Raw genomic sequence first — 25,507 nt, 5'->3', positions numbered from 1 at the left:
AAAAGATTTTACCTCCTAACATGATCCGGCCGCTTCAGGCCGGTTTTCCGCTTTGTCCTGGCCGGTCCACCGGCGCAGGACGGCGGCCTGCCGTTCGTCCGGATGAAAGGCCGCGCAGTAGAGGGTCCCCTCCTGCCGGTAATAGAGCCGGCAGGCGCTCCGGGAGGGAAGGACCGTGAGGCGGTAGGAAGCCGAGGGCTTCCCATACGCCGCGCAGCGCTCATCCGGCGCGGCCAGATAAAGCATTTCACCGCGCAGGACCCGCTCGTAAATCCGCGACTTTTTGCCGCAGAGCCGCTCAAAGGTGAGCGACTCCGCGGGGTAGCCGCTCCCGCCCCGCTCGGCCACCGTATAGCGGAAGAGACGGAAATAGCAGTGGTGGCTGAGCAGGAACGCGGCGGCCAGAAAGACCGCCAGCAGCGCCTGCGCCGCAAAGAGGGCCGCCTCCGGAAGGCCGGTTTTCAGGAGAAAGCCGCGCAGCCCGAACGCCAGGACGAGCGGGAAAAAGGTGACAAACAGGTCGGTGTTCTTGGAGCGTTCAAAGCGCTGCACGTCGGATTGATACATTGGAAATCCTCCTTTTCCTCCGGCCGGACGGGGTCACTTCCCGGCGGCGGCTTTGCGTTCGGCCTCCCAGACCGGGCGCTGTTCGTTGAGGGTGGCGACCAGCTTGTCGAAGTTCGCGTAGTCCAGTTTGTACCAGATCAGCGAGACAAGGGCGATGATGCAGAAGATGGTCGGCAGGATCCACTTCATCAGGTCGAGCGCGAGAATAACGTTGGAGGGCTGGTCCGCCGCGTTCGGCACATAGCCCACCAGGTCCAGGATCCACACGGTCCCCGCGGTGCCAATCGTGATGCCCACCTTGTTCCAGAAGGAGGAGAGGGTGTTGAGGAAACCGTCCATCCGCTCTCCCTTGGTGATGAGCTCGGAATATTCGATCGTATCCGGGACCATGCCGTAGATGAGCGACATGTTGGCGCCCGCGAAGTACTGCACGACAATTCCGAGGAAATACATCACCCCGATGTTGACCGTGTTGCGGAACAGGAAGAACTGCAGGGTGAAGAAGACCGCCTGCGCGACGTAGGTGATGCCGATGGCCTTGCCCTTGTTCCGGAGCTTGTTGCTCCAGAACTGGGAGGTGAAGCAGCCGAGCATCGAGGGCACCAGCGTGATCAGGGAGTAGGTGGCCAGCGGGTTGGTGTCGCCCACCACGTACTTGAACCAGTAGGTGTTGATCGCGCCCACGCCGTAGAGGGAGAAGCCCTGCGCGAGGAACATGATGCAGACCATCATGAAGGGGACGTTTTTAAAGGAGAGCCGCAGCTGCTTGAAGATGGACATCTTGACGCCCGTGTTGGAGGGCGGGATGACCTCCTTCTGCACCTTCGCGCCGAAGATCTGCATGGGGATGCAGAAGACGGCAAAGATGACGGCCAGGTAGAAGTAGCCCATGCCGGGGTTTTTGCTGGAGAGGACGGGCTCCGCGCGCACGACCAGCTGGGTCATCGCCGTGGAGCCTATGTAGGCAAAGAGCAGCCGGTAGGAGGCCAGCGACCCGCGCTCCGCCGGGTCCTGCGTGACGACCGCGTTGAGGGAGCCGTAGGTCAGGTTGACCATCGTGTAGAAGAGCACCACCAGCGCGTAAAGGGCGCAGACGTAGACCATCTTGGTCGGGAGCGCCCAATCGGGGTGCGGCCAGAAGAGCAGCGCCGTCGTGATGAAGAGCGGCGCGGTGCCGAAAAAGATCCACGGCCGGTAGCGGCCCCAGCGGGTGCGGGTGCGGTCGGCCAGATAGCCGACGATGGGGTCGTTGATCGCGTCCCAGAAACGGCACACCAGGAACATGATGGACACATAGCTCGCGGGGATCAGGAAGGTGTCCGTCAGATAGATCGCCAAAAAGGAGCTGATGTAGGACCAGCTGAAGTTGTTGGCCGTGTCGATCGAGCCGAACGCGCATTTTTTCCAGACTGGGAGCTTGACGTAATATTGTTTGTTGTCCATACTTCGCCTCTTTCCTCCTTAACACACACTTGTCACTAGTCGAACTTGATCAGGGATTTGATGGTCCGCCCGTCCATCTGGGCCTCGAACGCCTGCTCGAAATCCTCCGCCTCGAAGACGCATCCGTCCACCAGGATGGGGTCCAGCTCCAGCACGTTGGCCAGCGCCACGCTGCGCGGGAAGGCGTAGGGGGACTGGAACACGCCGCCCACAATCTGGATCTCCTTGAAGAACGCCTGGAAGAGGTTCAGCTTGTAGTCGTAGTCGCTGCGGTAGAGCGCGGCGAAGAATTCCAGGGTGCCGCCCTTGCCCACCAGCTCCTCGATGCCGTCGCACGCACGCCAGCTTCCGGACGCCTCGATGACCACGTCGAATCCGCGTCCGTCGGTGATCTTCAGCGCCTCCTCCTTGCGGTCCTGGCCCACCGGGTCGATCACATATTCCGCGCCCAGCATTTTGGCCATCTCTCGCTTCATGGCGATCGGCTCGATCACCGTCAGCTTGGTGGCGCCGGAGCGTTTGGCCAGCTGGGTCATCAGCATCCCCATGGTGCCGCCGCCCGAGATCGCCACGGTCGAGCCCACCTTGATGCGCGCCAGGTCGATGCCGTGCAGGCAGACCGAGATTGGCTCGATGAGGGCGCCGCGCTTGAGGTCGCAGCCGCCGACCAGCTTGTGGACCGCCTGCTCCCGCACGACGAGATAATCGGACATGGCGGCGGAGGAGCCGGTCATATTCTCGCAGAACTGCTCCTGCCCGTTGCGGCAGTAATAGCAGCTCCCGCAGTGCTCGTTGTAGTAATAGGTCACCTGGTCGCCCACCTTGAGCCCCTTGGCGGTCGCGGCCGGCCCGAGCTCGGTGATGACGCCGGAGGCCTCGTGCCCGATGGGCGTTCCGTTTTCCTTATCGAACAGGAAGTCCAGTTCAGCGCGTTTGAAATGCAGGTCGGAACCGCAGACGCCGCAGTAGGCCACTTTGATTTTAACGTCGTCCGGCCGGGTGATCTGGGGCTCGGGAATGTCGAGCATCTTCAGGGTTCCGTTTCCGAAATAACGAATACTGCGCATAATGCACTCCTCTTTTCTACAATTGATGTGGTGGATGGCTTTTCTAAATCATATTATAATATCAACAAAAAATAGGCGCATTGTGTTTTCCATTTTGGTCGAATTTGTTGTGCAATTTTATGCGGGCGGGCGGTCCGCCGGGGGAAGCCGGTATCTGATTTGGAAAAAGGTTCAATTTTTTTACTTCAAATGGACAGTATCCTTTTGCAGGGTGGCCCGCGGCACGGTCAATATTTTGCGGCGGTCAGAAGACCGGCGGGAAAAAGTCCGCATATTCTACCACTTTCGGGGAATCGCCCAAAAAGGGGAAAAAACATTTGCTTTCGCGCGGAAAGTAGGATATATATTTAATATAACCTTCTGCGCGGGCGCGTGAAAAAGGTTGTTTTTTTGCATCCACAACGGAGAGGGGGCGGCGGAGATCCATACCGTGCTGATGATTTCGACCCAGTATTCCCAAATCCAGTACCTCAGAGGGATCCTCCAGAAATATCCCGACAAGTTCCAGCTCGGCGGGACCGCCGACAACAGCGTCCTCGGCATGAGCTTGATTGAATCGACCCAGCCCGACCTGGTCATCATGCCCGCCTACATGAACTTCTGGAACGCGGAGGACCTCATCAACTACCTGCTCCCCCGCGGCATCTGCCCGACCTTCCTGCTTCTGAACGACGAGCCCGGGCTCTCCCTCGGCGCGCCCGTGAACTCCCGGGTGGCGGCCGTCTTCCCGACCGAGCTCCCGCCGGAGGAGGACCTTTTGCAGGCGCTCTGCGCCGCCGCCGAGCAGCACGGACGGAAGAAGCGGGAGCCGCCGGCGCGCGAGCAGCACGACCAGGCGGTGCAGCACAGCCTGGAGGTCATGGAGCTGCTGATGGGCCTGATCCCGCTGCGCACCGGCGAGGCGCAGGTGGAGTTCGGCCGCCTGCGCGTGGGGCGCAGCGACTGCTGGCAGCTTCTGGGAAGCCCGAAGCCGCGCAACGACGAGCCCTTCAATTTTTTCAGCCAGATCGACAGCCTGGAGGCGGTGCTCCACGATCTCTTCGCCGTTCTGGAGCCGGTCGGCAAATGCGAGCTGTGCGTCTACCGGGAGAGCAACCTCTGCATCCTGTTGGCGGAGGGGCAGGACGAACCCGACTGGGAACGGCTGATCGGAAAGATCAATCTCGCCCTCGCCCCCTACAGCATCCCGCCGCTCGCCTTCGAGATCTCCGACGTGCCGCTCCCCATAGAGCGCTGGCACAGCCAGTGCAAGGACCTATTGCAGCTCCGGCACAAACGGTTCTTCTTCTCCCCGCCCTTCTTGCAGCCCAAAACCGTCCGGGCCTACCAGTCCACGGCCACCCAGGGACAGGTCCGCGACCTGCTGAGCGTTCTCTCCCTCGCGCTGCAAAACCTCGCGCGGCCCCAGCTGGTCTCCTCGCTGGGCTCGCTGGAGGCGCTGGTCTGCCACGACATGTCCACCGACCTCTATTCTTTCGTCACCACGCAGCTGTCAGTCCAGTACAGCCGCCTGCGCTACAACTTCGGGCTGACCGGCTCCGACGACGAGTTCGCCCTGCGCATCCGGCAGTTCTCCAGCGCCCACGAGGCGTTCGAGGCGTTCCGGGAGCTGTTTTTAAAGCTCTACGACCAGCTCTGCAACGAAAACCGGAGCTCCAACCAGCTGATCATCGAGGTCACCAGCTTCATCAACCAAAACCTCGGCGAGGAGATCAGCCTCGAGCGCGCGGCCGGGCACGTCCACATCAACGCCACCTACCTCAGCCGGCTCTTCAAGCGGGAGACCGGCAGCTCGTTCAGCGCCTATGTGAACGAGCGGCGGATCCAGCGGGCGATGCAGCTGCTGGAAACCCCCTACAAGATCATCGATATCGCCGGGATGGTGGGGTTCGACAACGCGAAATACTTCAGCCAGGTATTCAAAAAGCAGGTCGGCAAGACCCCGCAGCAATACCGGACGGAATTACGAAAGGCGGGAGGCATATGAAATCACTTCGGATGCGCCGAAACCGGGAGCTCTATTTCCTGGGCCTGCCCGACCCTCCCGAGCCGGGGCCGGACGAGGTGCTGGTGCGGATGAAATACGCCTCCATCTGCGGATATGACATGATGATGCTGAACGGCAAGGCGGCCTACCCCAAAAACGGCGTTTTGGGGCACGAGGGCTCGGGGATCATCGAGGCGGTCGGCAAGCGGGTCTCCCCGGCGGAGCTCAAGCCCGGGGACCGGGTGGCGATCAATCCGTATACCTTCTGCGGGCAGTGCGACGCCTGCCGCAGCAACCAGCCGAATTTCTGCATCAATCCGGGCGGCCGCACCGACCTGATGACGGAATACATCTCGATCGACGCGAAGCAGGCCTTCCTGCTGCCCGCGGAGGTCTCCCTGCCGGCCGGCAGCCTGATCGAGCCGCTGATGATGGCCATGCACGCCATCTCGAAAGCGCGCCTCGACTGGGGGAAAAACCTCATCATCCTCGGCGGCGGCGCCATGGGGCAGATCATCCTGAAGCTGGCGCGGCAGTATCCCCTGGGGAAGATCGTGGTCGTCGAGCCGGTGGCGGCCAAGCGGGAGATGGCCAAACGGTTCGGCGCGGACGTGGTCCTCGACCCGAGCGGGTGCAACCTGGTGACCGAGGCGCTGCTGCTGAACGGCGGCATGGGGTACGACGCGGTCATCGAGGCCTCTGGCAGCCGCGGCTCCGCCCAGACGGCGCTCAACATCGTCGCCCGGGGCGGTTCGGTCGTCTATTTCGGGCTCTACGGCATGGATTTCAACCTCGAGGTCAACCTCTTCAACCTCTACTGGAAGGACGCGACCATCTCCTGCGTCTGCGTCCCCAGCGGCTACTTCCCCTCCGCCATCGCCATGGCCGGCAGGCTCAGGCTGGAGGAGGTCGTGACCGGGCTGTTCCCCTTTTCACAGGGAATCCAGGCCTTCGCCGAGAAGGCAAGCGGCATCCACGCCAAGGTGATGCTGCAATTCGATGAGGAAGGATGAGTCAAGGATGCTGCACCTCTCCCCTTTTTGGTTCTGTACCAACAGCGTGCCCGGCGACGATCTCATACCGGCGCTGGACGCCGCCAGGGAATTCGGGTTTTCCGACGTGGAGCTCTCCGCCATCGACGGCATCAGCGAGCAGATCGTCGCGGAACGGGTCTGCGACGAGTATGTCGCGTGGGTGCGCGCCCGGCTGGAGGAGCGCGGGCTCCGCTGCGTCGCCGTCTCGGGGCACTGCGACCTGACGAACGACCGCCAGTTCGCCCGGTTTTTGAAGAAGCTGGAGTTCGCCGGGAAGATCGGCGCGACGCGGATCAACACCCGGTGCGGCCCCGTGTGCCGGACCGTCAAGTTCCGCAAAAACCTCTCCCGGGCGGTCGAGGCCGCCGCGCCCTACCGGCTGCGGATCAACCTGGAATCCTACGGGGACATCGTAGGCACCGCCCGGGAATGCGGCCCCATCTTTCGGGAGATCGGCCATCCGTCCGTCCGCTGCAACTACGACCCCGGAAACAACTACCGCTTTGCGCGGGGGGAAATCTCCATCGCAGACGACATCTGCGAAAGCCTCGAGGTCCTCGACTGCCTGCACCTCAAGGACGCCCTGCTGCGGGACGGCTATATCTACAACCCGCCCATCGGCCAGGGGGAGGTGGGGTACGCCGCGGTTTTTTCCGCGCTGGAAAAGAGCCGCCCCTCCATCCCCTGCGGGCTGGAGGTGCCGCAGAGCTTCCGGGTCCGCGCGTCGGATTTCGCGATCGAGCAGTTGACGCCCGCGCCGGAAGAGGTGCGGCGGGCAATCCGCGAGTCGCTGGATTTCATCGCCCAAAACTGCGCGGTCTGACACGGCCGCCCGCGGGCGGCCCGAGAGCGCCGAAGCAGCAAAAAGCCTTACGCAGAAAACCTGCGTAAGGCTTTTTTCATGCGGAAAACCGCGCGAAAGATCACGCGCCGCGGGAATCGTCCAGCCGCTCGCGGCTCAGGAACACGGTTTCGGTCCGCTGTTTATGCAGGCGGACATACTGCTCCACCTGATCGTACTGCCGCTCCTCCAGCAGCCGGATGATCTCCTCGTGTTCCCGGGTGGATTCCTGCATGCGGTTTGGGTCCACGGCGAAGACCGACCGGGTGATGCTCCACTTCCGCCAGAGGTCCTGGATCATATTGTACAGCTCGGTGTAGGGGGTCGCTTCGTAGATGCTCATGTGGAACTTGACGTTGAGCTCCGAATATTTCGGGTAGTTCCCGGCGTCAACCGCCTTTTTCATCTGGCCGTTGAGGCTGCGCAGCTTTTTTAAAAGCGCCGGCGTCACATAATCGATGCTCAGGCGCGTAGCGTAGCCCTCCAGCACGCTTTTGATGCGGATAATCTCCAGCAGCCGGTCGATGCTGAACGCGCACACCGTCGCGCCCTGGTTCGCGCTGATCTTGACATACCCCTCGCTCTCGAGGCGGCGCAGGGCCTCCCGGACCGGGATGTCGCTGACGTTGTTCTGCCGCGCGATCTGGCTGATGACCAGCCGGTCGTCCTGCCGGTAAACGCCCTTGGCGATATCCGTCATCAGAAGATCGTAGATGATGTCGACTTTGCTTTTATATTTTTCCATGAAGGCTTCTCCTACCGCTGTAATGGGGTCCTGTTCTCCACCGCTATTATAGCAGAATTTGCCAAGCTAGTTCAATAGCCTTATTCCCGCGCTCTTACTGATAATTCCTGAGAAGAGCGAGGAACTCCTCGTCGGTGAGGGCGCGCTCCTTTTGGATCCCCAGCGCCTTGACGTCGCCGAGCAGGGCCCGTTTCCGGTCGTCATCCAGCGTGACGCCCAGCAGCTCCAGCTTCTTTCCGATCGAGAGCATGCCGCTCTTTTTCCCGAGGATGAGCCGCGGCTGTTTCCCGAGGAAGGCGGGGTTGAGGGCGAACATCGCGAGCGGCGCGCTGAAAAGCGTATCGGCGCCGATCCCCGACTCGCGCGCGAAGATGTCCTTTCCCACGATGGGCTTGTTGCGCATGACGGGGATCCCGCTCTTCTCCGCCACATAGTCCGAAAGCCCCTGCAGCTTCGAAAGATCGATGCCCAGGTCCTTTCCCAAAAGGATCTGGATGACGCAGACGATCTCCTCCAGGGAGCAGTTCCCGGTGCGCTCGCCCAGCCCGTTGACGCAGCAGTGGACGGTGTCCGCCCCGCACAGCACGGCCTGCAGGGTGCTGGCCACCGCAAGGCCGAAATCGTTGTGGGTATGGATCTCGATGGGAAGGCCGCCGGTCCTCTCCCTGATGTAGCGCATCATGGTGGCGACGGCGCCGGGCAGCGCGCAGCCCATGGTATCCACAAGCCCGATGGCGTCGGGCCGCGCGTCCCCCCGCAGCGAATCCAGCAGCAGGTCGAGGTCGTCCTCGTCGGCGCGGGTGGTGTCGTAAGGGAAATAGATCACCTTGAGGCCCAGCTCCCTGGCCTTGCGGATGGAGGCCACGCTGCTGTCGATGACGCGCCGGATATCCCATTTGAACTGCAGTTCCAGCTTCGGCCGGCCGATCGGCACCTCGAGCACGATGCCGTCCACGCCGCATTCCTTACAGAGGATCAGGTCGGATTCGAGCGCCCGCACGAATCCAAAGATTTCGGCCTTGAGGCCCCGGCGCTTGATCTCGGCGATGGCGAGCTTATCTTCGTCCGAAACGGCGGGCATCCCGGCCTCGATGCGTTGAACGCCGGCTTCGTCCAGCAGTTGGGCGATCCGCACCTTTTCCTCTTTGCGCAGCACGACCCCGGGGGTCTGCTCCCCGTCGCGCAGGGTGGCGTCGTGAATTTTCAGGTTGTCGGATATGTGATGTCCCGCCACCGTCTCCGGATCGAAATTGTAGCCGCTGACCCAATAGTTCTCGTTTTTCCATAAGCGCGTGTCCATATTTACATCATCCCTTTCCTTTTTCTCGAGCATGGACAGGAGGACCGCCAAGCCACCCCTCCCGCGGTTCCCCCGCAGGCGGCCAACGGTTTTCTGTCGTTGATTATTATATATGATATATGATATTTGGTTTATGTGCAACTAAGATTTTGCCTAAATCTTACTCCGTATTCTTGTGAATATCCGATAAACAACCGGGGTTTATCGGCCTTTTCTCACGGAATTCCCGATCATTTTATTCGGAAATCTCTAATTTCCACAAAGATAAAGTCGGATTTTTAGTCAATCGAATCATTGACATAATCATATATAATATATAACATAGAAGCAACGTGAAAATCCCCGGCGAGCAGGCGCCGCGGCGGCGGACGCCGCCCAAACGCTGCGGACCAGGTACCAAAAAAGCGGGAAGGAAGGCAATGCGAAGTGGTGGATTTACGAATAGAAAACGGAACCCTGGTGATCCCCGAGGCGGGTCTGGTGGAGGCGGCCGTGGCGATCGACAACGGTAAAGTCGTGGGGATCGGCGCCCCCGGCTGCCTCCCGGAGGCAAAACGGACCATCGACGCGTCCGGGAAATACGTGATGCCCGGCGTCATCGACCCGCATGTCCATCTGGGGACGAACCCGGAGCAGTTCTCCAGGCTGGCCGTGAGCGAAACGGGGGCCGCCGTGATCGGCGGCGTCACGACGGTCGGCTGCTACCTGCGGGACCAGGGCAGCTATTTAAAGTCGTACAGGGACTATCTGGAGACCATCGACAACGGGATCTACTCCAATATGTGCTTCCACATTCAAATCAGCACCGAAGAGCACCTGAGCGAGCTGCCCGCCTACGCCGCGGAAATCGGGTCCACGACCTTCAAGTTCTACATGTGCGGGAATCCCGGCATTGTCGAAAGCGCCGACGACGGCTTCATTTACGCCGGGTTCCGGAAGGTGGCCGCCCTGGGGAAACGGGCGATGGCGTCCGTCCACGCGGAAAACGAGCGCATCATCGACCGATGGACGCGGGAAGCGATGGCGGTCAAGCAGGACGGGAACCTCCAGGACTGGCAGGACACCCGCCCCGCGATCGCCGAGGAGGAGGCCGTCATCCGCGCCGCGCGCCTCGCGCAGGAGGCCGGGGCGAGGCTGTATGTGGTCCACATCACCTCGCAGGCGGCGATCGAACGGATGCGCCTGCTGAAAAAGGAAAACAAAAACCTGTACGCGGAGGTCACCTCGGCGCATCTGGGGCTGAACACGCAGGACCCCATCGGGATGCTGGCGAAGATGATCCCGCCAATCCGCGAAAAAAAGGATTCGGACGCCCTGTGGAGAGGGGTCCGCGAGGACGTCGTCGACACCTTCGGGACGGACAACGTGACGCGGACCATCGCGGACAAGCGCCTCGACCAGGGGATGTGGGGAAGCCGGACGGGCTACGCGGTCCTCGGCACCCACCTGCCCGTGCTGATCAGCGAGGGATACCACAAGCGCGGCGTGCCGCTGCTCGATATCGTCCGGAAGGCCACGATGTCGCCCGCCAAAATTTTCGGGCTCTATCCGCGCAAGGGGACCATCCGAGTCGGCTCGGACGCCGACATCGTCATCCTGGATTTGGACAAGGAGCAGCAGGTCGATCCCGCGAGGCTCGGGTCCAGCAGCGATTTTTCCATCTTCCAGGGGAAGACTCTCAAGGGATGGCCCGTGATGACCATCGTCAACGGCAGGGTCGCGGCGGAGGACGGCCGCCTGGCGGAGCAAAAAGGAAACGGCAGCTATCTGTTCCGGCATCTGTGATTTGGCTTGGAGGCGCGGTCAATGCAATTAACAAAGAACATTTTTGTGGAAACCAAAATTGGGGGCTGCAACGTGGGCTACGTCCTCACCGGCGGCGGGATCATTCTGATCGACTCGCCGCAGCGCCCCACGGTTGCCTGCGAATGGGCAAGGGAAATCGCGTCCAAGGGGGAGCCAAAATATTTGATCAACACGGAATGCCACCGGGACCACTTCACGGGCAACTGTTTTTTCAAGGTCCCGGTGATCGGGCAGGAGAAAACCCGCGAAGAAATCCTGTCCGTCCCCAAAGAAGATATCCTGAGCCGTGTGGCCGTCATCGACCCGGAGGGGTACCGCCTCGTCGCCGAACGGGAGCCCAATCCGCCGACCATCACCTTTTCCGACCGGCTGACGCTCCATTCCGGGAGCCATACCATCCGGCTGATCCACCACCCGGGCCACACGATGGGACAGACGAGCGTCCTGATTCCGGAGGAGCGCGTGCTCTTTACGGGCGACAATGTGTTTTATAAGACGCAGTCCTTCCTCCATTCGGGGGACATCTACCTCTGGCTGGAGTCGCTGTCGGAGATCGAAAAGCTCGATGTGGATTATATCGTCCCCGGGCACGGGGAGGTGTGCGGCAAATCGTATCTGCGGGAGCAGCGCGCGTTTATCCTGGAGTGGATCGACCGGGTGAAGGAGGCCGTCGAACGGGGCTGGACCAAGGAGGAGGCGATCCGGGGGATCTCCTTTGCCGACCGGTATCCCATGTCCCCGGGGACGGAGGACCTGATGCAGAGGGTGCAGAAAAACAACGTTTCCTACCTATACGACCTGTTAAAGCCGGAACGGGGAAACTCCCCGTCCGTCCCATCATTTTGAATCTCGCGGAGGTGAAAACAAAGTGAAAGAACTGGTGGTCAGCAAAAACGTATTTGTCACCGACGATTTTTCACAGGCAATGAAAGTGGGGGATCTCCTCTACCTTTCGGGTATCACGGCGCGCAATGAAAAGGGAGAGATCCTCGAGAAAGACTTTGAGGCGCAGACGGTCCGGATCTTCAAAAACATCGAAAGCATCCTGAAGGAAGCCGGGGCGGTTCTGGACGACGTCATCAAATTCACCGTGTACCTGAAGGACATCAACAACTTGGGCAAATTCCGGGAGCTCCGGAACCAATTCTTTTCGGCGCCCCGTCCCCCCAGCACGGCGGTCGAGGTGACCGGGCTGGTTTCGGGCGCGATCGTGGAAGTGGAAGTGATCGTGGATTGCGGAAAGCGGTAATGGATTCGCCGCGCACGCGCGCGGTCTGCCGGAGGGAGGAAGCGTATGGCGGATGACATCAGGCTGACTTTGGCCTGCGGCGACTATGACCGCACAAGGCCGCTGTGGGACGGTTCCGTGCATCCGGAAGGGATTACGCTGGACTGCGTCGTGCGGGAGCCGAACGAAATCTTCCGCCGGATGCTGAAGGACGAGGAATTCGACGTCTCGGAGATGTCGCTTTCCAACTACATCATGGAATGCGGCAAAAGCCCCCGCCGGTTCGTGGCCATCCCGGTTTTCCTCTCCCGCGCGTTCCGGCACTCGAACATCTATATTCATAAACCGTCGGGGATCCGGGAGGCCCGGGACCTTCGGGGGAAGCGGATCGGCGTTTCCGAATACCACACCACCCTGGCGCTCTGGCTCCGGGGGATCCTGTGGGAGGAATACCAGGTCTCTCCGGAGGAGGTCGAATGGTTCACCGGCGGCGTCGAGGGTCCCGGCCCCGACGACAGAATGGGGGATTTCGCGCCGCCCCCGGGAGTCAAAATCCACAGGATTCCCCCCGGCAAATGCCTGAGCGGCATGCTGGAGGACGGCGAGATCGACGTCCTGCTGAACCCCCGCAAGCCCGGCTGTTTCGACGGCCGGAAAATCACGCGGCTGTGGGAGAACTACCGGGAGATGGAAACGGATTACTATGCCCGGACCAAAATCTTTCCGATCATGCACGTCGTCGTCATCCGAAGGGACGTTGCCCTGAAGTACCCCTGGGCGGCCCGGAGCCTCTGCAACGCCTTCGCCCGGGCGAAGAAAATCGCGCTGGGGAAATTGACCGGGATGGGTACCCTGCCGGTGACCCTGCCCTGGGCATTTTCCGAGGCGGAAAAGGCCATGGAGCTGATGGGAAGGGACTATTGGCCGTACGGGGTGGAGGCAAACCGGCATGTGCTCGAGACGATGCTGCGGTACGCCAAGGAGCAGGGCCTGTGCCTGCCCCGGATCACGGTGGACAACCTCTTCCCCGCAACGATCGCCGAATGACGCCCGGCGCTCGGATCAAGCGCAAATCAAATCATCCCGCTTTTGAAAGGAGTTATCATCCATGTTGAAAACTGTATGTTCTGTTCTGACGGCCCTCGTTCTGATCCTGTCGCTGGCCGCGTGCGGCGCCGCCCCCGGCGGGCAGCCGGCCGCGCCCGCGCCCGGTGACGCGCCGGCCGCCCCGGCCGACACGGAAGCCCCCGCGCAGTCCGTCCCGGACGGCGCGGTCACGCTGAAATTCGGGCACGTGCTCGCGCCCGGAACCCCGCAGCACCAGGGCATCGCGAAGTTCGAGGAGCTGGTCGAGGAGCGGACCAACGGCGCCGTCCAGATCGAGATCTACCCCTCGTCCCAGCTGGGCGACGAGCGCGAGCTCATCGAGGGGATGCAGATGGGCACCGTGGACGGCTACCTCGGTTCCACCGCCACCATGACCGCCTGGATTCCCGACTTCATGGTGTTCGACATCCCGTTCCTGTTTGACGGCTATGAGCATGAGTACAAGGTCATGGACGGCCAGCTGGGCGATAAGCTGAAGGAGGAGTGCCTCCCGCTGGGGGTCCGCGTACTGACCATCTCCGACGCGGGCTTCTCCAACATCATCAACAACGGGCATCCCATCGAAAAACCCGAGGACGCGAAGGGAATGAACATCCGCGTGATGGAGAGCCCGGGACTCATCGCCTATATGAACGCCCTGGGCGCCAACCCCGTCCCGATGGCCATGAGCGAGGTCTTTACGGCCCTGCAGAACGGCACGCTTGACGGCGGCACCTGGCCGGTCGTCGTCGCCTACTTCAACAAGTTCTACACGGCGACCGACTACATGACGCTGATCGATCCCATCCCGACCTCCATCATGACGGCCATGAGCGAAAGCGCCTGGAACAGCGTCCCGGAAGAATACCACGACATCCTGACGCAGGCCAGCATCGAGGCCACCGCCTACCAGCGGCAGGTTCTTGCCGAGAGCATCGACAGCCTGACCGCCGTGATGGAAGAGGAAGGGGTCACCATCATCCGTCCCGACCGCGACGTCTGGAGGGACGCCCTGCAGCAGAAGTGCCTGGACGCCATGGTGCCCAAGTATGTCCCGCAGGAGCTGATCGACATGGTGAACGCGGACAAATAAAGCGCGGACGCGGGTCCGCAGAAAAGGCCGGGCCGGGGCGGCGTTCCGGAGGATGGCGCCCCGGCCCCGGGCGCGGCGAACTGATCACACTCTGGGAGGTTCCTTATGCAAGTGGAAAACGAGTCCGGGGGAACCGGAATCATCCGATTGATCGACAAATGTCTGGACCTGTTTGAAATGACGGTGTCCGCCCTCGCCCTTTTGGGCATGACCGTTTCGGTCCTGCTGGCCATTGTCCTGCGCTATGTGCTGAAGGTCCCCAACATCGCGGGCGAGGAGATCTCACGCTATCTTCTGGTGACCATCGTCTTCATCGGCATCAGCATGTGTGTGCGCACGCGGAGCCATATGGGCGTCACCATCTTCGTGGACATGCTGCCCGCGTGCCTGCGCCGGGTTGTCATGGTCATCGCGGACATCATCACGACCGTGACGCTCGGTTTCATCAGCGTCTTAAGCTGGCTCTATGTCGCCAGCAGCCTGGCCCGCCCGCAGTTCAGCGTGACGACCGGGATGCCCATGGCCGTCATCTATACGGTCATGGCGCTCGGCCTGACGCTTTCCGCGCTGCGGTCGGCCATGCTCTTCTGGAGCGACTATCTCACGACCACCCATCCGCTGGGTGTCCAGAAAGGCGGCGATGACCAATGATGGTCGCACTCATATTCGGGGTATTCGTCCTGGTCCTGCTCATCGGCTGCCCGATTGCCATCGCCCTGCTGCTCGGGGGCATCGTGCCGATTATGGCCCTGACCGACATCCCCCTCGGGATCGTCGTCCAGCGCCTCTTTTCGTCCGCCAACAGCTATTCGATGATGGCCGTCCCCTTCTTTATCCTGGCCGGCAACCTGATGGACACCGGCGGCGTTTCCAAACGGCTGGTCAATCTGGCGCGCTCCCTGGTGGGCTGGCTGCCCGGCGGTCTGGCCGTGGTCTCCTTTCTCGCCTGCGCGTTCTTCGGGGCCATCTCCGGCTCCGCCCCCGCGACGGTGGCGGCCATCGGGTCGATCATGATCCCCTCGATGAAGGAGGACGGGTACCCGATGCCCTTTATCCTGGCCACCATTGCCAGCGGCGGCTGGCTGGGGGTCATCGTACCGCCCAGCATCCCCATGGTGCTCTACTGCATCTCGGTCGGCAGCGTGGCGATCACCGACGTCTTCCTCGGCGGCTTTATCCCGGGCTTCCTGCTTGCGGGCGGCATGTCGGTGTACGCCGTCCTCTGGGGGAGGAAGCACATGCGGCACGCCACCAGGAAGTTCTCCATTCATGAGGTCGGCCGCTCCTTTGTCGACGCGCTGTGGGCGTTGGGAATGCCCATCATCATCCTGGGCGGCATCTACCTGGGGATCTTTACCCCGACCGAGGCGGCCGTCGTCGCCGTGGCCTACGGACTGCTCGTGAGCACCCTCATCTACCACCAGCTCTCCCTCAAGGGTCTTATGCAGATCATCCGCCGCACGGTCATCACCACCAACATCTGCATGTTCATCGTCCTGTCTTCCACCGTGTTTGCGGCCATCATGACGCGTGAGCAGATTCCCGTCATCGTGGGCAACGCGATCATGAGCGTGGCCTCCAACCGGCTCATGTTCTACCTGCTGGTCACGCTGCTCCTGCTGTTCGTCGGCACCTTCATGGAGACCATCCCGGCCATCATGATCCTGGCGCCCATCCTGACGCCCATGCTCGGCGCCTATGGCATCAACCCGGTCTCCTTCGGCGTCATCATGGTCATCACCCTCGGCATCGGCATGCTCACCCCGCCCGTCGGCATCAACCTGTATACGGCCGTCAGCCTGTGCGGGGAAAAGGTGGAGCGGGTCATCAACCGGCACCTGTTCGCCTATATCGGCTGTGCGCTCGTCGTCCTGGCGCTGCTGATCGGATTCGAGGGCATCATCATGTTCCTGCCGAACCTGCTCAGGTAGACGGCCGCGGGACTTCCGGGACGTCCGCCCCGCAATATAAAAAACGCGCTGCAATCGGATCGATTGCAGCGCGTTTTTTGTATCCTATTTGCCCTTCTTTTCCGCCTCTTTTGCGAGGGAGGCCTCCGCCAGCAGGTACGCCCCCAGCGCGGAAAGCGGCGCGCCGCCCTCCGGCTCATAGCTCCGCACGCTCCGCCAGCAGCCCTCCCGTTCCATCAGGTCGGCAAACGCCTCACGGAAGGGGCTCTTCCCCGCCACGATCACCCGGGCGTCCGGTCCGCAGGCGATCGCTGTGGAATGCCGGAGCGCGTACAGGTCGTTTTGCAGCGCCGCCCCAAGGATGAAGTTTGCGATCAGCGTATGGTCCTTCACCGCGAACTGGTTCAGGATCCGCCCGGAAAAGCAGGCGCGGCTGAGTCCGACCTCCCGCGCGGCCCGGTAGCCGCGCAGGACCATCTCCCGGCGGTAGGTGTCCGCCTCCACAAAGGTGCGCTTCACCGAATCCGCGATGATCGTATCGTGCATGATCGAGGCGAGCAGCTCCCCGGTGATGGTGGTCAGGCAGCCGGCGATCCTCCCGTCCGCCCCGACGGAGACAAATTTGGTGTGGGAACCCGGAAGGACGAGGACCGCCTCCCCCCGCACCCCAAGCCGGTCGATGAGGGCGCAGGCCTCCACCTCCTCCCCGCGCATGATATCCATCGCCTCAAAGGTTTCGAGAGAAACCCCGGAGACGCGGTTTTTGACGCCGGGGATAAAATGGATCGGCAGCGGGCAGACGTCCGGAACAAGGACGGGCGCCAGCGACGCGGACAGCTCCTCCAGCCCGGCGGGGGCCGTCACATGCGGGACTTCCACCAGCCCGACGTCGGCGGTGATCATCCCGCTCGCCATGACGCGCTCCACCTGTTCCCACGAGGCGGCGTTCCGGCGCAGGAGCTCCTCCAGGCATCCCCGGACCGCCTCCTTCAGCCGTCCGTTGTGTCCGTCGGCCGCCGTGCAGCGGACCCCCACGCCGCTTTTTTCCATGTCCACGACATGGCGGTCCAGATCCCACAGGACCGCCCTCGTATTGCTGGTTCCGGAATCGATCGTCAGAATATAGCGTTCCATCGCGTCACCCCCCGTCCGAGGCGTTCGCGCCGGAGACCGCGCGGCACAGCCCGCGGGCGGCGTCGGTCAGCAGCCGGTACTGCCCCGAGCGGATCGCGGGCAGCGAGACCAGCGTCCCGCCGACCCCGAGGCAGCAGGCGCCCGCCTGCAAAAAGGCCGCCGCGTTCTGGGCGTCTATGCCGCCGACGGCGGAAAAGCGGATATGTCCCAGCGGCCCGCGCAGCGCCTTGAGATAATTGACGCCGAGCAGCGCCGCAGGGAACAGCTTGACGATGTCCGCACCGCAGCGGTGCGCCTCCACCGCCTCGGTGGGAGTGAATGCTCCCGGGATCGAGACCTTTCCCAACTCCTTGGTACGGCGGACGACCTGCGGGTTGGTGTCGGGCGAGATCATATATTCGGCGCCCGCCTCTACCGCGAGGTCCACCTCCTCCGGCGTGAGGACGGTCCCCGCCCCCAGCAAAAGTTCCCCGCCCATCCGTTCCTTCAGCAGACGGATGGACTCCAGCGTCCGCGCGGCGCCGTCCGCCCGCGTGTGATCGAAGGTGATCTCCAGCGCGCGGATTCCGCCCGCCGCGAGCGCGCGCGCAGTGTCGACGATTTCCTCCGGGCCGACGCCGCGCACAATGGCGACCAGCCGTCCGGACAGAAGCTCCCACAAGACCTTTTCCATTGTTTCCTCCTAATCCTGCTCCTGCTTGGAGCGCAGCAGATCCAGATAGTTATACAGGGTATAGCGTGAGATCCCCAGGTACTCGCAGACGCGCTCGCTCGATTTCGTAATCAGAAACGCGCCCTTGCTGTCCAGGTACTCCAGAAATTTCAGCTTATCCGCCCGGTCCATATGCTCCGGCGTCTTGTCGATCGGCAGCTGCGCCTCCTGGATCAGGCACTCGAGCAGGCTCTTCACGTCGGTGGTAAAGAATTCCCGCACCTCGACCGCGGGATCGCCCGTCCCATTATAGTTGTGCAGGAACTTTTCAAACGCGAGCGATTCGGTGATATCCATATTGATACAGAGGGACCCGATGATCTTGCCGTCGTCGTCGCGCAGGAACTGCGTGGAGGAGCGCAGGATCTTCCCGGTATCGGTCCGGGTGACGTAATTGTACCGGTTCCCGTTTTTGGCGTTCCCGCTCAGGACCTCCAACCCCAGATTGTTTCCGCAGTCGCCAATCTTGCGGCCGGTGATGTGGCCGTTGCGGATGTCGACGATTGTGTGGTTATAGTCCTTTGTCAGGTCGTGCAGCACAATTTCGCAGTTGCTCCCATACTGGGCCTCCAGCATCGACAGCAGGTCCCGCCAGAAGGATAGCTCCTCGCTGATCAGTCGCAAATCAGTCTCCCCTTTAACTAAATATTACCGCTCAAACATCCGATTGTTATGGAATATTATAGCAAGCCAAAAACAAAATGTAAAGGCTTTCTTACAAATATTCAAAACAAAAAGTTTTTCTCCAATGACAGAAAATAGATAGTTTCCATAAAATAAGTAATTTGTTTTTAATTTTTTTGAATATTATATTGACATATTTGCCCACAGGAACTATAATGGCCCCAAAGAATAAAGATAATTTGTCTGGTGTAAAAGACAAATTGTTTGCAATTTAAGGAGGCCCAACCATGACCAATGTAGAAAAAAGGCTTTCGGAAAACCACATCACGCTGCCCGACTGCCCCGTGCCGGTCGCAAGCTACATTCCGGCCCAGACCGCGGGAAATTTCGTCTTCGCGTCCGGGCAGGCGGCCACCGTCGACGGAAAACTGCTCTATGCCGGGAAGGTCGGCACGGAGATTTCGCTTGAGGACGCCTACCAGTCGGCGCGCATCGCGGCGATCCGCTGCATCAGCGAGCTGCGCTCGGTCGCCGACCTCGACCGGCTGCGCATCGTCCGCGTGACCGGATTCGTCAACGCGGGCCCCGATTTTACCCTACAGCCCCGCGTGGTCAACGGCGCCTCCGAGCTCTTTGAGCTGGCGTTCGGCGAAAGGGGCCGTCATTCCCGCATCGCCATCGGCGCCGGTTCCCTGCCCGACGGGGCGTCGGTCGAGGTCGACGTCGTCGCCTATCTCGAACCGTAAGGGGCCGCCATGTCCCGCTGTACAGACAGTGTGCGGGATGCCATCCACCGCACGGTTTCAAAAAACCGGGTGGCCGAGCTGGCCGGCCGTCTGATCCGGGAGCGCAGTGATCTTTCCGGCGATATGGAGTACGGCGCCGGACAGCTCCTGATGCGGATCGCGGCGGAGATGGGGCTCGAAGCGGAGGAGCAGCCGGTCGAGGGCAGGCGCTCCAACATCCTCATCCGCATGCGGGGCGCCCCCGGCGGCAAGACCCTGCTCTACAGCGGGCACATCGACGTGGTCCCGCCCGGCGCGGAGGAGCTTTGGGACTCCCCGCCCTTTGAGCCGCAGGTCCGCGGGGACCGGCTCTACGGGCGCGGCGCCTGCGACATGAAGGGCAGCATCGCGGCGATGCTCCACGCGCTGGAAGTTCTGCGGCAGTGCGCGGTGCCCCTGCGCGGGGAGGTCCTGCTGGCGCTCGACGTGGACGAGGAGACCAGCAACAAGGGGATGCGCCGCCTGCTGGCGTCGGGCGTCCGGGCGGACGCCTGCATCGTCGGAGAGCCCACGGATTTGGAAATCAACCTGGGGCACAAGGGCGTGATGGGGCTGTGGCTGACCTTCTCAGGACGGCGGGCGCACGCCTCCCGCCCCGAAATGGGTATCAACCCGATCGTATATGCGGCGGAAATGGTTGAAAAGATCCGCGCGTTCCAGTCCGGGACGCTCGACAAAAGGCAGTCCCGCCTGCTCGGGCACTCCACCATGACGGTGACCATGCTCCAGGCGGGAAGAGAGCTCAACTCCATCCCCGACCGGTGCGACATGCGTGTCGACAGGCGCTACCTGCCCGGGGAGACGGCGGAACAGATTCTTGCGGAGACGCAGCGGCTGATCGACGAGGTCTCGTCCGTGGAAGAGGGATGCCGCTGCACCCTGCAGATGACCACCAATTGCCCGCCCGGCGAGATCGAGGCGGAGCACCCGCTGGTCAAGGCCATGATGTCCGCCGTTTCCCCCGGCGAACCTGAGCGGGCGGCGCTGAAGCCCTTTCTGGCGAGCTGCGAGATGGCGATGCTCATGGAGGGTCTGGGGATCCCCGCACTGATCTTCGGGCCGGGCAGTATCCGGCAGGCACACATCACAAACGAGTACGTGGAGCTGGACCAGTTGGCGCGGGGCGCCGAAATCTTCGCCCGGATGGCCATGGAGTATCTGGGCACCGCACAGGAGGATCGTCATGGGTAATTATTCGCTCGTCTGCAGAAGCTGCGGGGAGAGGTGCGAAGGCGACGCCTACCGCTGCCCCTCCTGCGGCGGCATCCTGAACACGGAATATCCGTTCGACCGGCGGGACGCGCTTTGCTCCGCCCTGCGAAACGCCCGGCAGTACTGGGATTACGAGCCCTTCTTCCCCATTGGCCGGGAGTGTGAAAAGGTGACGATGGGCGAGGGCTTCACCCCCCTCGTCCCGGCCCCCGGGATCGCCCGGGCGTTCGGCATCCGGCAGATGTCCATCAAGAACGAGGGGCTGAACCCGACCGGAACCTTCAAGGACCGCTGCATGAGCATCTCCATCAGCAAGGCAAAAGCGCTCGGCGCTTCCGCCGTTGTGATCGGCTCGGCAGGCAACGCGGGCGCCGCCGCCGCGGCCTACGCGGCCCGGGCGGGCATCCCCTGCTATGTCATGGTGCCGGCGTCCACCCCGCCCGAACGGGTCGCGCAGATCCAGCTCTACGGGGCGCGCGTCATCCTCGTGCGCGGCTCGGTGACCGACTGCATCGACCTGATCGCCAGGGTATACCGGGAGCGCGGCTGGCACAACGTGACGACGGCGAGCGCCTACAACCCCTTCCAGGCCGATTCGGAGAAGGCGATCGCCTACGAGATGGCGAAGGCCTCCGGCTGGGAGGTCCCCGATTGGCTCTTCGTCCCGATCGGCGGCGGCGGAATCCTGTCGGGCATCTACAGGGGCTACCTCGATCTCTTCCGGCTGGGACTCGTCAAAAAGCTCCCCCGGATGGTCGGCACACAGGAGGAGGGCTGCTGCGCGGTTGTCAACGCCTTCCGCGCGGGCAGAAAGCCCACGCAGATCGAACGGGTGGAGAACCCCGCCGGCATCGCCGTCGCAATCGCCGACGCCTACCCGCTCGACGGGGAGACCGCCCTGCAGGCGATCTACGACTCCGGCGGCTGCAGCGAATCGGTCTCATCGGCGGAAATTCTGGAGGCCCAGCGGCTTTTGGGGCGCACCGAGGGAATCTTTGCCGAGGCCGCCAGCTCGACGACGCTGGCGGCGGCAAAAAAGCTGCGGGAAAAGGGCGTCGTACAGGCGGGCGATTCGGTCGCCTGCGTCGTCACGGGCAGCGGGCTCAAGGACCTGCAGCTCGCCGCGAGGCACATGCCCCGCCCCGCCGAGGTGGAGATCGACCCGGCGCAGCTGAACCGGGTCGTCGACGGGATGGAAGCAGCCGTTTGACAGGAAGGGAGAACGGAGCATGAAGGTTACACGCAGCATTTCCCTCGCAGCCTCGGGGGACAACGGCCTCGGGCTGACCCACCCGCTCGACTGCAACGCATGGCTGATCGATTCGGGGGAGGGGCTCATCCTGGTGGACGCCGGGGTGAATCTCGACAACCTCCGGATCGAGGAGGAGATCGCCGCGGACGGATACCGGCTTTCCGACATCCGCTATCTGGTCGTCACGCACGCGCACGCCGACCACGCCGCCGGGGTCCCCCACTTTCTCCGGAGGACGGGCGCGCGGCTCGTGGCGGACGCGCACGAGGCGGGCGTCCTCGGGGACCAGTCCCTGCTCGACCGCACGATGGCGGAATACATAGAGGCCGGGCTCTACCCGGAGGGCTTCTCCTTCCCCGGCGCGCCCGCCGGGCAAATCGTCAGGGACGGCGAACGCCTCCGGCTGGGGCGGCTGGAGCTTACCTGCCTGGTCCTGCCCGGGCACACGGGCGGCGGACTCTGCCTCTACGGCAGGGTGGACGGAAAACAGGTCCTGTTCGCCGGGGACGTCCTCTTTTTCGGCGGCAGGATCAACCTGCTCAGCACCTTTGATTCCGACCTGCTGCGCTACCGGGAGAGCATCCTGCGGCTGGAAGGGCTTCCGGTCGACGCGCTCTTCCCCGGGCACTTGCAGCCGGTCCTGAACCGCGCGGACCGTGTGGTCCGGAAAGCCGCCGACGGCTTCCGTTCGTTCAGCATCCCGCCGACGCTTTTGTAACGACAGGGAGGACCGCTATGGAATGGATTAACACGCGCGCCGGGCAGATGCAGAAAAGCCCGATCCGAAAGCTCTTCGACCGTGCGTCCGGGATGCGGGACGTGATCCACCTCGAGATGGGGGAGCCCGACCTGCCGACCCCCGCGGGCGCCGTCGAGGCGGCCGACCGGGCCGCGCGGGACGGCAAAACCCACTACACCGCGAATAACGGCATCCCGAGCCTGCGCCGGGCAATCGCCGCTTCCCCGTTTGCCAACGGGCTCTCCTATGATCCCGAAACGGAGGTCATCGTGACGGTCGGCGCGATCAACGCGCTCGCGCTCGCCCTGATGTGCATCATCGAACCGGGGGAGGGCATCCTCGTCCAGGACCCCGTCTGGCTGGACTACTTTGAGCTGGCAAAATTTGTGGGCGGGGAGGTCCGCCACATCCGCACCGTCCCCGAGGAGGGCTTCCGGGTCAGCGCCGAGCGCGTCCGGCAGGCCCTGACCCCCAACAGCAGGGTCCTGATGCTGAACACGCCCGGCAATCCCACCGGCGTGGTGCTCAGCCGCCCGGAGCTGGAGGAGATCGCCCGGGTGGCGGTCGAACACGACCTGCTGGTCGTCTGCGACGAAGTCTATCGGACGCTTATCTACGACGGCGTCCCCTCCGCCTCCATCGCGGAGTGTCCCGGCATGAAGGAACGCACGCTGGTCGTCAACAGCGTTTCCAAGGCGTTCGCCATGACCGGCTGGCGGGTAGGCTTCGCAATGGGCCCCGCAAAGCTGATCGCCAAGATGACCCAGCTGCAGGAGTACCTGAACGCCTGCGTCGCCACCCCCTGCCAGTACGCCGCGCAGTGGGCGGTCGAGCATTTTGAGGCGGCGGACGCCATGCGTGAAATCTACGACGCCCGCCGGAAGGTTATGGTCGCGGGGCTCCATTCCATCCCCGGGATCCGCTGCGCAATGCCCGCGGGGGCCTTCTACGCCTTTGCGGACGTGCGCGCGTTCGGAATGGAGACCCAGATTCTCTGCGAACGGATTTTGGAGGAGGCCCGTGTCGTATGCACGCCCGGCAGCTGCTTCGGCAGCTGCGGAGAGGGCTTCATCCGTTTCAGCTACGCAAATTCGATTGAAAACATCGAGGAGGCAATCCGCCGGCTGCGCACGTTCGCGGCCCGACTGCCTCACGCGGATTTCTGAGAAGGGAAGGTGGATTCCATGCAAAAGACCGCACTGGTCACCGGTTCCAGCCACGGCATCGGGCGCGCGACCGCCATCCGCCTCGCCGAGGCGGGATATGACGTCGGCGTCACCTACCACAGCCGCGAAGAGGGCGCGCGCGAAGTCGCCGCCGTCATCGAGGGGCTCGGAAGGCGCGCCGTGACGATCCAAGCGGACGTCTCCGACCTTGAAAGCATCCGGCGGATGTACGACGCCTTTCTGGATGCCTTCGGGCGGATCGACCTGCTCGTCAACAACGCGGGCGTGGGGCTCACCGCCCCCTTCCTCAAGACGACGCCCGAGTTGTTTGAAACGGTGATCAACACCGATCTGCGGGGGAACTTCTTCGGCGCGCAGCGCGCGGCGAAGGAGATGATCTCACGCGGCATCAGGGGCGTGATCATCAACATCTCCTCCAACCACGCCGTCGGCTGCTGGCCCGACTGTTCCGTCTACGCGGCGGCCAAGGCAGGGCTTTCCAAGTTCACGAAAAACTGCGCCATGGAGCTTGCCCCCTACGGCATCCGGGTCGTCACCGTACAGCCCGGCTACACCGATATCGGCTGGGACAAACAGAATCCCATCTGGTCCGCGGAGCCGCGCATCCCGCTCAAGCGGTTTGCCGACCCGTCGGAAATCGCGGACGGCATCGTCTTCCTCGCCTCCGACAAGGCCGCCTATATCACCGGCGCGACCATCGATATCGACGGCGGCGCGCTGCTGGCGTGCGTGCCGGAGAACATGTTCGTTTAGCGGTGGCGGTGAAGATCGTCCCCGCCCGCTATAAGCAGGCCCCCTGCCTGCGGCTGGAAAACGAGGCGCTGCGCCTGCTGGTGCTCCCCGGACGGGGCGGGAACATCGCTTCCCTCTTTGATAAGCGCGCGGACCGGGAGCTGCTCTACCAGCGCCCCGGAGACGTCCTCCGCCCGGTCCCCCGCGGGCTGCGCTTTGAAGGCGCGGAGTGCGCCGGGATCGACGACATGTTCCCCAACGCCGCCGCGGCGGCCGTTGAAACGGTGGACGGGCGGCGGGTCCGCCTGCCGGACCACGGGGAGGTCTGGTACCGGACTTTGAGCGCGCGGCGGATGGAGGACGGCGTAAGCCTGCAATACCGCAGCCGCCGGTTCCCCTGCTTCTTTGAAAAGCGTATCCGCCTCAGCGGGCCGGCGGTCCGGATGGACTACCGCGTCCGGCATACCGGAGGGCCGGGGTTCCCCTTTCTCTGGGCCGCCCATCCGCTCTTCCGGGCGGAACCGGGCATGGAGGTTCTTCTGCCCGGCGGGGAGGCAAAAGCGGATATCGCCTGCGCCGAGGGGTTTGTCCCCTCCCGCGTCCGGGAGGCCCCGCTCCGAAATCTTCCGCTGGAGGGCGGAGGAATTCTCGACCTCACCCGGATGCCTCCCGCGGGAATGGGCTGCAAATATGTCCTTTCCCGGCCGGTATCCAAAGGCTGGTGCGCCCTTTGGGCGCCGAAATCCCGCTACGCGGTCGAGATCACCTTCCCGCCCGACCGGCTCCCCTTTCTGGGAATCTGGATGGACGCGCGGGCCGGCGGTCCGGAGGAATGGCAGATCGCGCCCGAGCCCTCCACCCAGAAATCCATCCACCTGGCCGAGCGCAGCGCGGCGGACACCGGCTGGGTGGGAAGCGGGCGGCAGTCCGCCTGGTGGATCGCCTTCCGCGCGGGGCCCGCGCATGGGGCGGAGCCCGGCGGCGGGATCCGGTTTTATTGAAGTATGACAGACAGAATGGAGG

The 25,507-nt window shown here is 62.9% G+C and carries 25 protein-coding genes; 17 read left to right on the top strand and 8 right to left on the bottom strand.

The genetic code is table 11. The annotated features are described in order from the left end of the window. Nucleotides 1-15: 15 nt before the first annotated feature. From ACZO3G_RS00590 to ACZO3G_RS00580, 3 genes are read right to left on the bottom strand one after another with little or no spacing between them, the layout of a single operon-like run. Nucleotides 16-567 carry a hypothetical protein gene (locus ACZO3G_RS00590; protein ID WP_101552123.1) on the bottom strand — a complete coding sequence of 184 codons (552 nt, stop codon included), beginning with the start codon at nt 565-567 and terminating at the stop codon, nt 16-18. Nucleotides 568-600: 33 nt separating this feature from the next. Next, nucleotides 601-2,010: an MFS transporter gene (locus ACZO3G_RS00585; RefSeq protein ID WP_101552125.1), complete on the bottom strand. Its 1,410-nt coding sequence runs from the start codon at nt 2,008-2,010 to the stop codon at nt 601-603. Between the two features lie 35 nt (nt 2,011-2,045). Beyond that, on the bottom strand, nt 2,046-3,077 hold the full coding sequence (locus ACZO3G_RS00580; RefSeq protein WP_277138442.1) for an alcohol dehydrogenase catalytic domain-containing protein: 1,032 nt from the start codon (nt 3,075-3,077) through the stop codon (nt 2,046-2,048). Nucleotides 3,078-3,513: 436 nt separating this feature from the next. Here ACZO3G_RS00580 and ACZO3G_RS00575 point away from each other — a divergent pair, with 436 nt between their 5' ends. Genes ACZO3G_RS00575 through ACZO3G_RS00565 form a run of 3 tightly spaced genes read left to right on the top strand, consistent with a single transcriptional unit; the run spans nt 3,514 to nt 6,921 of the window. Next, entirely contained in the window at nt 3,514-5,064 is a 1,551-nt protein-coding gene (locus ACZO3G_RS00575) for a helix-turn-helix domain-containing protein (RefSeq protein WP_242970899.1), read from the top strand. Then, nucleotides 5,061-6,077, top strand: coding sequence for a zinc-dependent alcohol dehydrogenase (locus tag ACZO3G_RS00570; protein ID WP_276870913.1), 1,017 nt, complete (start codon nt 5,061-5,063; stop codon nt 6,075-6,077). Before ACZO3G_RS00575 ends, ACZO3G_RS00570 begins: the two co-directional genes overlap by 4 nt. Nucleotides 6,078-6,084: 7 nt before the next feature. After that, nucleotides 6,085-6,921 carry a sugar phosphate isomerase/epimerase family protein gene (locus ACZO3G_RS00565; protein ID WP_276870916.1) on the top strand — a complete coding sequence of 279 codons (837 nt, stop codon included), beginning with the start codon at nt 6,085-6,087 and terminating at the stop codon, nt 6,919-6,921. A gap of 100 nt (nt 6,922-7,021) precedes the next feature. On the opposite strand, the gene ACZO3G_RS00560 is transcribed toward ACZO3G_RS00565, so the two are convergent. Both ACZO3G_RS00560 and ACZO3G_RS00555 read right to left on the bottom strand, forming a co-directional pair. Further along, complete coding sequence (locus tag ACZO3G_RS00560) at nt 7,022-7,684, bottom strand: GntR family transcriptional regulator (protein WP_101552136.1); 663 nt, start codon at nt 7,682-7,684, stop codon at nt 7,022-7,024. Nucleotides 7,685-7,778: 94 nt separating this feature from the next. Beyond that, nucleotides 7,779-8,984 (bottom strand): LeuA family protein, encoded by a 1,206-nt coding sequence (locus ACZO3G_RS00555; RefSeq protein WP_101553270.1) that lies wholly within the window; start codon nt 8,982-8,984, stop codon nt 7,779-7,781. Between the two features lie 426 nt (nt 8,985-9,410). Here ACZO3G_RS00555 and ACZO3G_RS00550 point away from each other — a divergent pair, with 426 nt between their 5' ends. From ACZO3G_RS00550 to ACZO3G_RS00520, 7 genes are all read left to right on the top strand, one after another. Continuing rightward, entirely contained in the window at nt 9,411-10,769 is a 1,359-nt protein-coding gene (locus ACZO3G_RS00550; protein ID WP_276870920.1) for a dihydroorotase, read from the top strand. Nucleotides 10,770-10,790: 21 nt separating this feature from the next. After that, nucleotides 10,791-11,636 carry an MBL fold metallo-hydrolase gene (locus ACZO3G_RS00545; RefSeq protein WP_276870922.1) on the top strand — a complete coding sequence of 282 codons (846 nt, stop codon included), beginning with the start codon at nt 10,791-10,793 and terminating at the stop codon, nt 11,634-11,636. A 22-nt stretch (nt 11,637-11,658) separates the two neighbouring features. After that, nucleotides 11,659-12,039: a RidA family protein gene (locus ACZO3G_RS00540; RefSeq protein ID WP_276870928.1), complete on the top strand. Its 381-nt coding sequence runs from the start codon at nt 11,659-11,661 to the stop codon at nt 12,037-12,039. A 45-nt stretch (nt 12,040-12,084) separates the two neighbouring features. Then, nucleotides 12,085-13,065 carry a type 2 periplasmic-binding domain-containing protein gene (locus tag ACZO3G_RS00535; RefSeq protein WP_276870931.1) on the top strand — a complete coding sequence of 327 codons (981 nt, stop codon included), beginning with the start codon at nt 12,085-12,087 and terminating at the stop codon, nt 13,063-13,065. Nucleotides 13,066-13,126: 61 nt separating this feature from the next. Beyond that, nucleotides 13,127-14,197, top strand: a complete 1,071-nt coding sequence (locus ACZO3G_RS00530; RefSeq protein WP_276870935.1) for a TRAP transporter substrate-binding protein — start codon at nt 13,127-13,129, stop codon at nt 14,195-14,197. A 105-nt stretch (nt 14,198-14,302) separates the two neighbouring features. Next, nucleotides 14,303-14,848, top strand: coding sequence for a TRAP transporter small permease (locus ACZO3G_RS00525; protein ID WP_101552147.1), 546 nt, complete (start codon nt 14,303-14,305; stop codon nt 14,846-14,848). Continuing rightward, nucleotides 14,845-16,128 (top strand): TRAP transporter large permease, encoded by a 1,284-nt coding sequence (locus tag ACZO3G_RS00520; protein WP_101552149.1) that lies wholly within the window; start codon nt 14,845-14,847, stop codon nt 16,126-16,128. Before ACZO3G_RS00525 ends, ACZO3G_RS00520 begins: the two co-directional genes overlap by 4 nt. A gap of 84 nt (nt 16,129-16,212) precedes the next feature. On the opposite strand, the gene ACZO3G_RS00515 is transcribed toward ACZO3G_RS00520, so the two are convergent. From ACZO3G_RS00515 to ACZO3G_RS00505, 3 genes are read right to left on the bottom strand one after another with little or no spacing between them, the layout of a single operon-like run. Further along, on the bottom strand, nt 16,213-17,241 hold the full coding sequence (locus ACZO3G_RS00515; protein WP_101552151.1) for a 2-dehydro-3-deoxygalactonokinase: 1,029 nt from the start codon (nt 17,239-17,241) through the stop codon (nt 16,213-16,215). 4 nt (nt 17,242-17,245) lie between these two features. After that, nucleotides 17,246-17,914, bottom strand: coding sequence for a bifunctional 4-hydroxy-2-oxoglutarate aldolase/2-dehydro-3-deoxy-phosphogluconate aldolase (locus ACZO3G_RS00510; RefSeq protein ID WP_276870941.1), 669 nt, complete (start codon nt 17,912-17,914; stop codon nt 17,246-17,248). Between the two features lie 9 nt (nt 17,915-17,923). Beyond that, nucleotides 17,924-18,577: a helix-turn-helix transcriptional regulator gene (locus ACZO3G_RS00505; protein WP_101552155.1), complete on the bottom strand. Its 654-nt coding sequence runs from the start codon at nt 18,575-18,577 to the stop codon at nt 17,924-17,926. Nucleotides 18,578-18,864: 287 nt separating this feature from the next. Here ACZO3G_RS00505 and ACZO3G_RS00500 point away from each other — a divergent pair, with 287 nt between their 5' ends. From ACZO3G_RS00500 to ACZO3G_RS00470, 7 genes are read left to right on the top strand one after another with little or no spacing between them, the layout of a single operon-like run. Further along, complete coding sequence (locus ACZO3G_RS00500) at nt 18,865-19,323, top strand: RidA family protein (protein ID WP_101552157.1); 459 nt, start codon at nt 18,865-18,867, stop codon at nt 19,321-19,323. Between the two features lie 9 nt (nt 19,324-19,332). Continuing rightward, entirely contained in the window at nt 19,333-20,553 is a 1,221-nt protein-coding gene (locus tag ACZO3G_RS00495; protein ID WP_276870947.1) for a M20 family metallopeptidase, read from the top strand. Then, nucleotides 20,546-21,784: a threonine synthase gene (gene thrC, locus ACZO3G_RS00490; protein WP_276870950.1), complete on the top strand. Its 1,239-nt coding sequence runs from the start codon at nt 20,546-20,548 to the stop codon at nt 21,782-21,784. Before ACZO3G_RS00495 ends, thrC begins: the two co-directional genes overlap by 8 nt. A 19-nt stretch (nt 21,785-21,803) precedes the next feature. Then, entirely contained in the window at nt 21,804-22,544 is a 741-nt protein-coding gene (locus ACZO3G_RS00485) for an MBL fold metallo-hydrolase (RefSeq protein ID WP_276870953.1), read from the top strand. A gap of 17 nt (nt 22,545-22,561) precedes the next feature. Further along, entirely contained in the window at nt 22,562-23,731 is a 1,170-nt protein-coding gene (locus ACZO3G_RS00480) for a pyridoxal phosphate-dependent aminotransferase (RefSeq protein ID WP_101552165.1), read from the top strand. Between the two features lie 18 nt (nt 23,732-23,749). Beyond that, nucleotides 23,750-24,505 carry an SDR family NAD(P)-dependent oxidoreductase gene (locus ACZO3G_RS00475; RefSeq protein ID WP_276870959.1) on the top strand — a complete coding sequence of 252 codons (756 nt, stop codon included), beginning with the start codon at nt 23,750-23,752 and terminating at the stop codon, nt 24,503-24,505. Continuing rightward, the gene (locus tag ACZO3G_RS00470) at nt 24,478-25,485 is read left to right on the top strand and encodes an aldose epimerase family protein (RefSeq protein ID WP_276870967.1); all 1,008 of its coding nucleotides are present in this window, start codon (nt 24,478-24,480) and stop codon (nt 25,483-25,485) included. Before ACZO3G_RS00475 ends, ACZO3G_RS00470 begins: the two co-directional genes overlap by 28 nt. Nucleotides 25,486-25,507: the final 22 nt, after the last annotated feature.

It is taken from the genome of Anaerotruncus sp. (genome assembly GCF_057433415.1).
Note: the sequence above shows the minus strand (reverse complement) of the source record. Positions and strands in the feature narration are given on the sequence as shown.

Bases quoted from the DNA above. Each gene is read 5' to 3' on its own strand.
- ACZO3G_RS00545 (WP_276870922.1), top strand. From the start codon at position 10,791: ATGCAATTAACAAAGAACATTTTTGTGGAAACCAAAATTGGGGGCTGC.
- ACZO3G_RS00555 (WP_101553270.1), bottom strand. From the start codon at position 8,984: ATGGACACGCGCTTATGGAAAAACGAGAACTATTGGGTCAGCGGCTAC.
- thrC (WP_276870950.1), top strand. From the start codon at position 20,546: ATGGGTAATTATTCGCTCGTCTGCAGAAGCTGCGGGGAGAGGTGCGAA.
- ACZO3G_RS00590 (WP_101552123.1), bottom strand. From the start codon at position 567: ATGTATCAATCCGACGTGCAGCGCTTTGAACGCTCCAAGAACACCGAC.
- ACZO3G_RS00535 (WP_276870931.1), top strand. From the start codon at position 12,085: ATGGCGGATGACATCAGGCTGACTTTGGCCTGCGGCGACTATGACCGC.
- ACZO3G_RS00525 (WP_101552147.1), top strand. From the start codon at position 14,303: ATGCAAGTGGAAAACGAGTCCGGGGGAACCGGAATCATCCGATTGATC.
- ACZO3G_RS00530 (WP_276870935.1), top strand. From the start codon at position 13,127: ATGTTGAAAACTGTATGTTCTGTTCTGACGGCCCTCGTTCTGATCCTG.
- ACZO3G_RS00510 (WP_276870941.1), bottom strand. From the start codon at position 17,914: ATGGAAAAGGTCTTGTGGGAGCTTCTGTCCGGACGGCTGGTCGCCATT.
- ACZO3G_RS00560 (WP_101552136.1), bottom strand. From the start codon at position 7,684: ATGGAAAAATATAAAAGCAAAGTCGACATCATCTACGATCTTCTGATG.
- ACZO3G_RS00575 (WP_242970899.1), top strand. From the start codon at position 3,514: ATGATTTCGACCCAGTATTCCCAAATCCAGTACCTCAGAGGGATCCTC.
- ACZO3G_RS00485 (WP_276870953.1), top strand. From the start codon at position 21,804: ATGAAGGTTACACGCAGCATTTCCCTCGCAGCCTCGGGGGACAACGGC.
- ACZO3G_RS00495 (WP_276870947.1), top strand. From the start codon at position 19,333: ATGTCCCGCTGTACAGACAGTGTGCGGGATGCCATCCACCGCACGGTT.
- ACZO3G_RS00475 (WP_276870959.1), top strand. From the start codon at position 23,750: ATGCAAAAGACCGCACTGGTCACCGGTTCCAGCCACGGCATCGGGCGC.
- ACZO3G_RS00570 (WP_276870913.1), top strand. From the start codon at position 5,061: ATGAAATCACTTCGGATGCGCCGAAACCGGGAGCTCTATTTCCTGGGC.
- ACZO3G_RS00500 (WP_101552157.1), top strand. From the start codon at position 18,865: ATGACCAATGTAGAAAAAAGGCTTTCGGAAAACCACATCACGCTGCCC.
- ACZO3G_RS00580 (WP_277138442.1), bottom strand. From the start codon at position 3,077: ATGCGCAGTATTCGTTATTTCGGAAACGGAACCCTGAAGATGCTCGAC.
- ACZO3G_RS00585 (WP_101552125.1), bottom strand. From the start codon at position 2,010: ATGGACAACAAACAATATTACGTCAAGCTCCCAGTCTGGAAAAAATGC.
- ACZO3G_RS00515 (WP_101552151.1), bottom strand. From the start codon at position 17,241: ATGGAACGCTATATTCTGACGATCGATTCCGGAACCAGCAATACGAGG.
- ACZO3G_RS00480 (WP_101552165.1), top strand. From the start codon at position 22,562: ATGGAATGGATTAACACGCGCGCCGGGCAGATGCAGAAAAGCCCGATC.
- ACZO3G_RS00565 (WP_276870916.1), top strand. From the start codon at position 6,085: ATGCTGCACCTCTCCCCTTTTTGGTTCTGTACCAACAGCGTGCCCGGC.
- ACZO3G_RS00520 (WP_101552149.1), top strand. From the start codon at position 14,845: ATGATGGTCGCACTCATATTCGGGGTATTCGTCCTGGTCCTGCTCATC.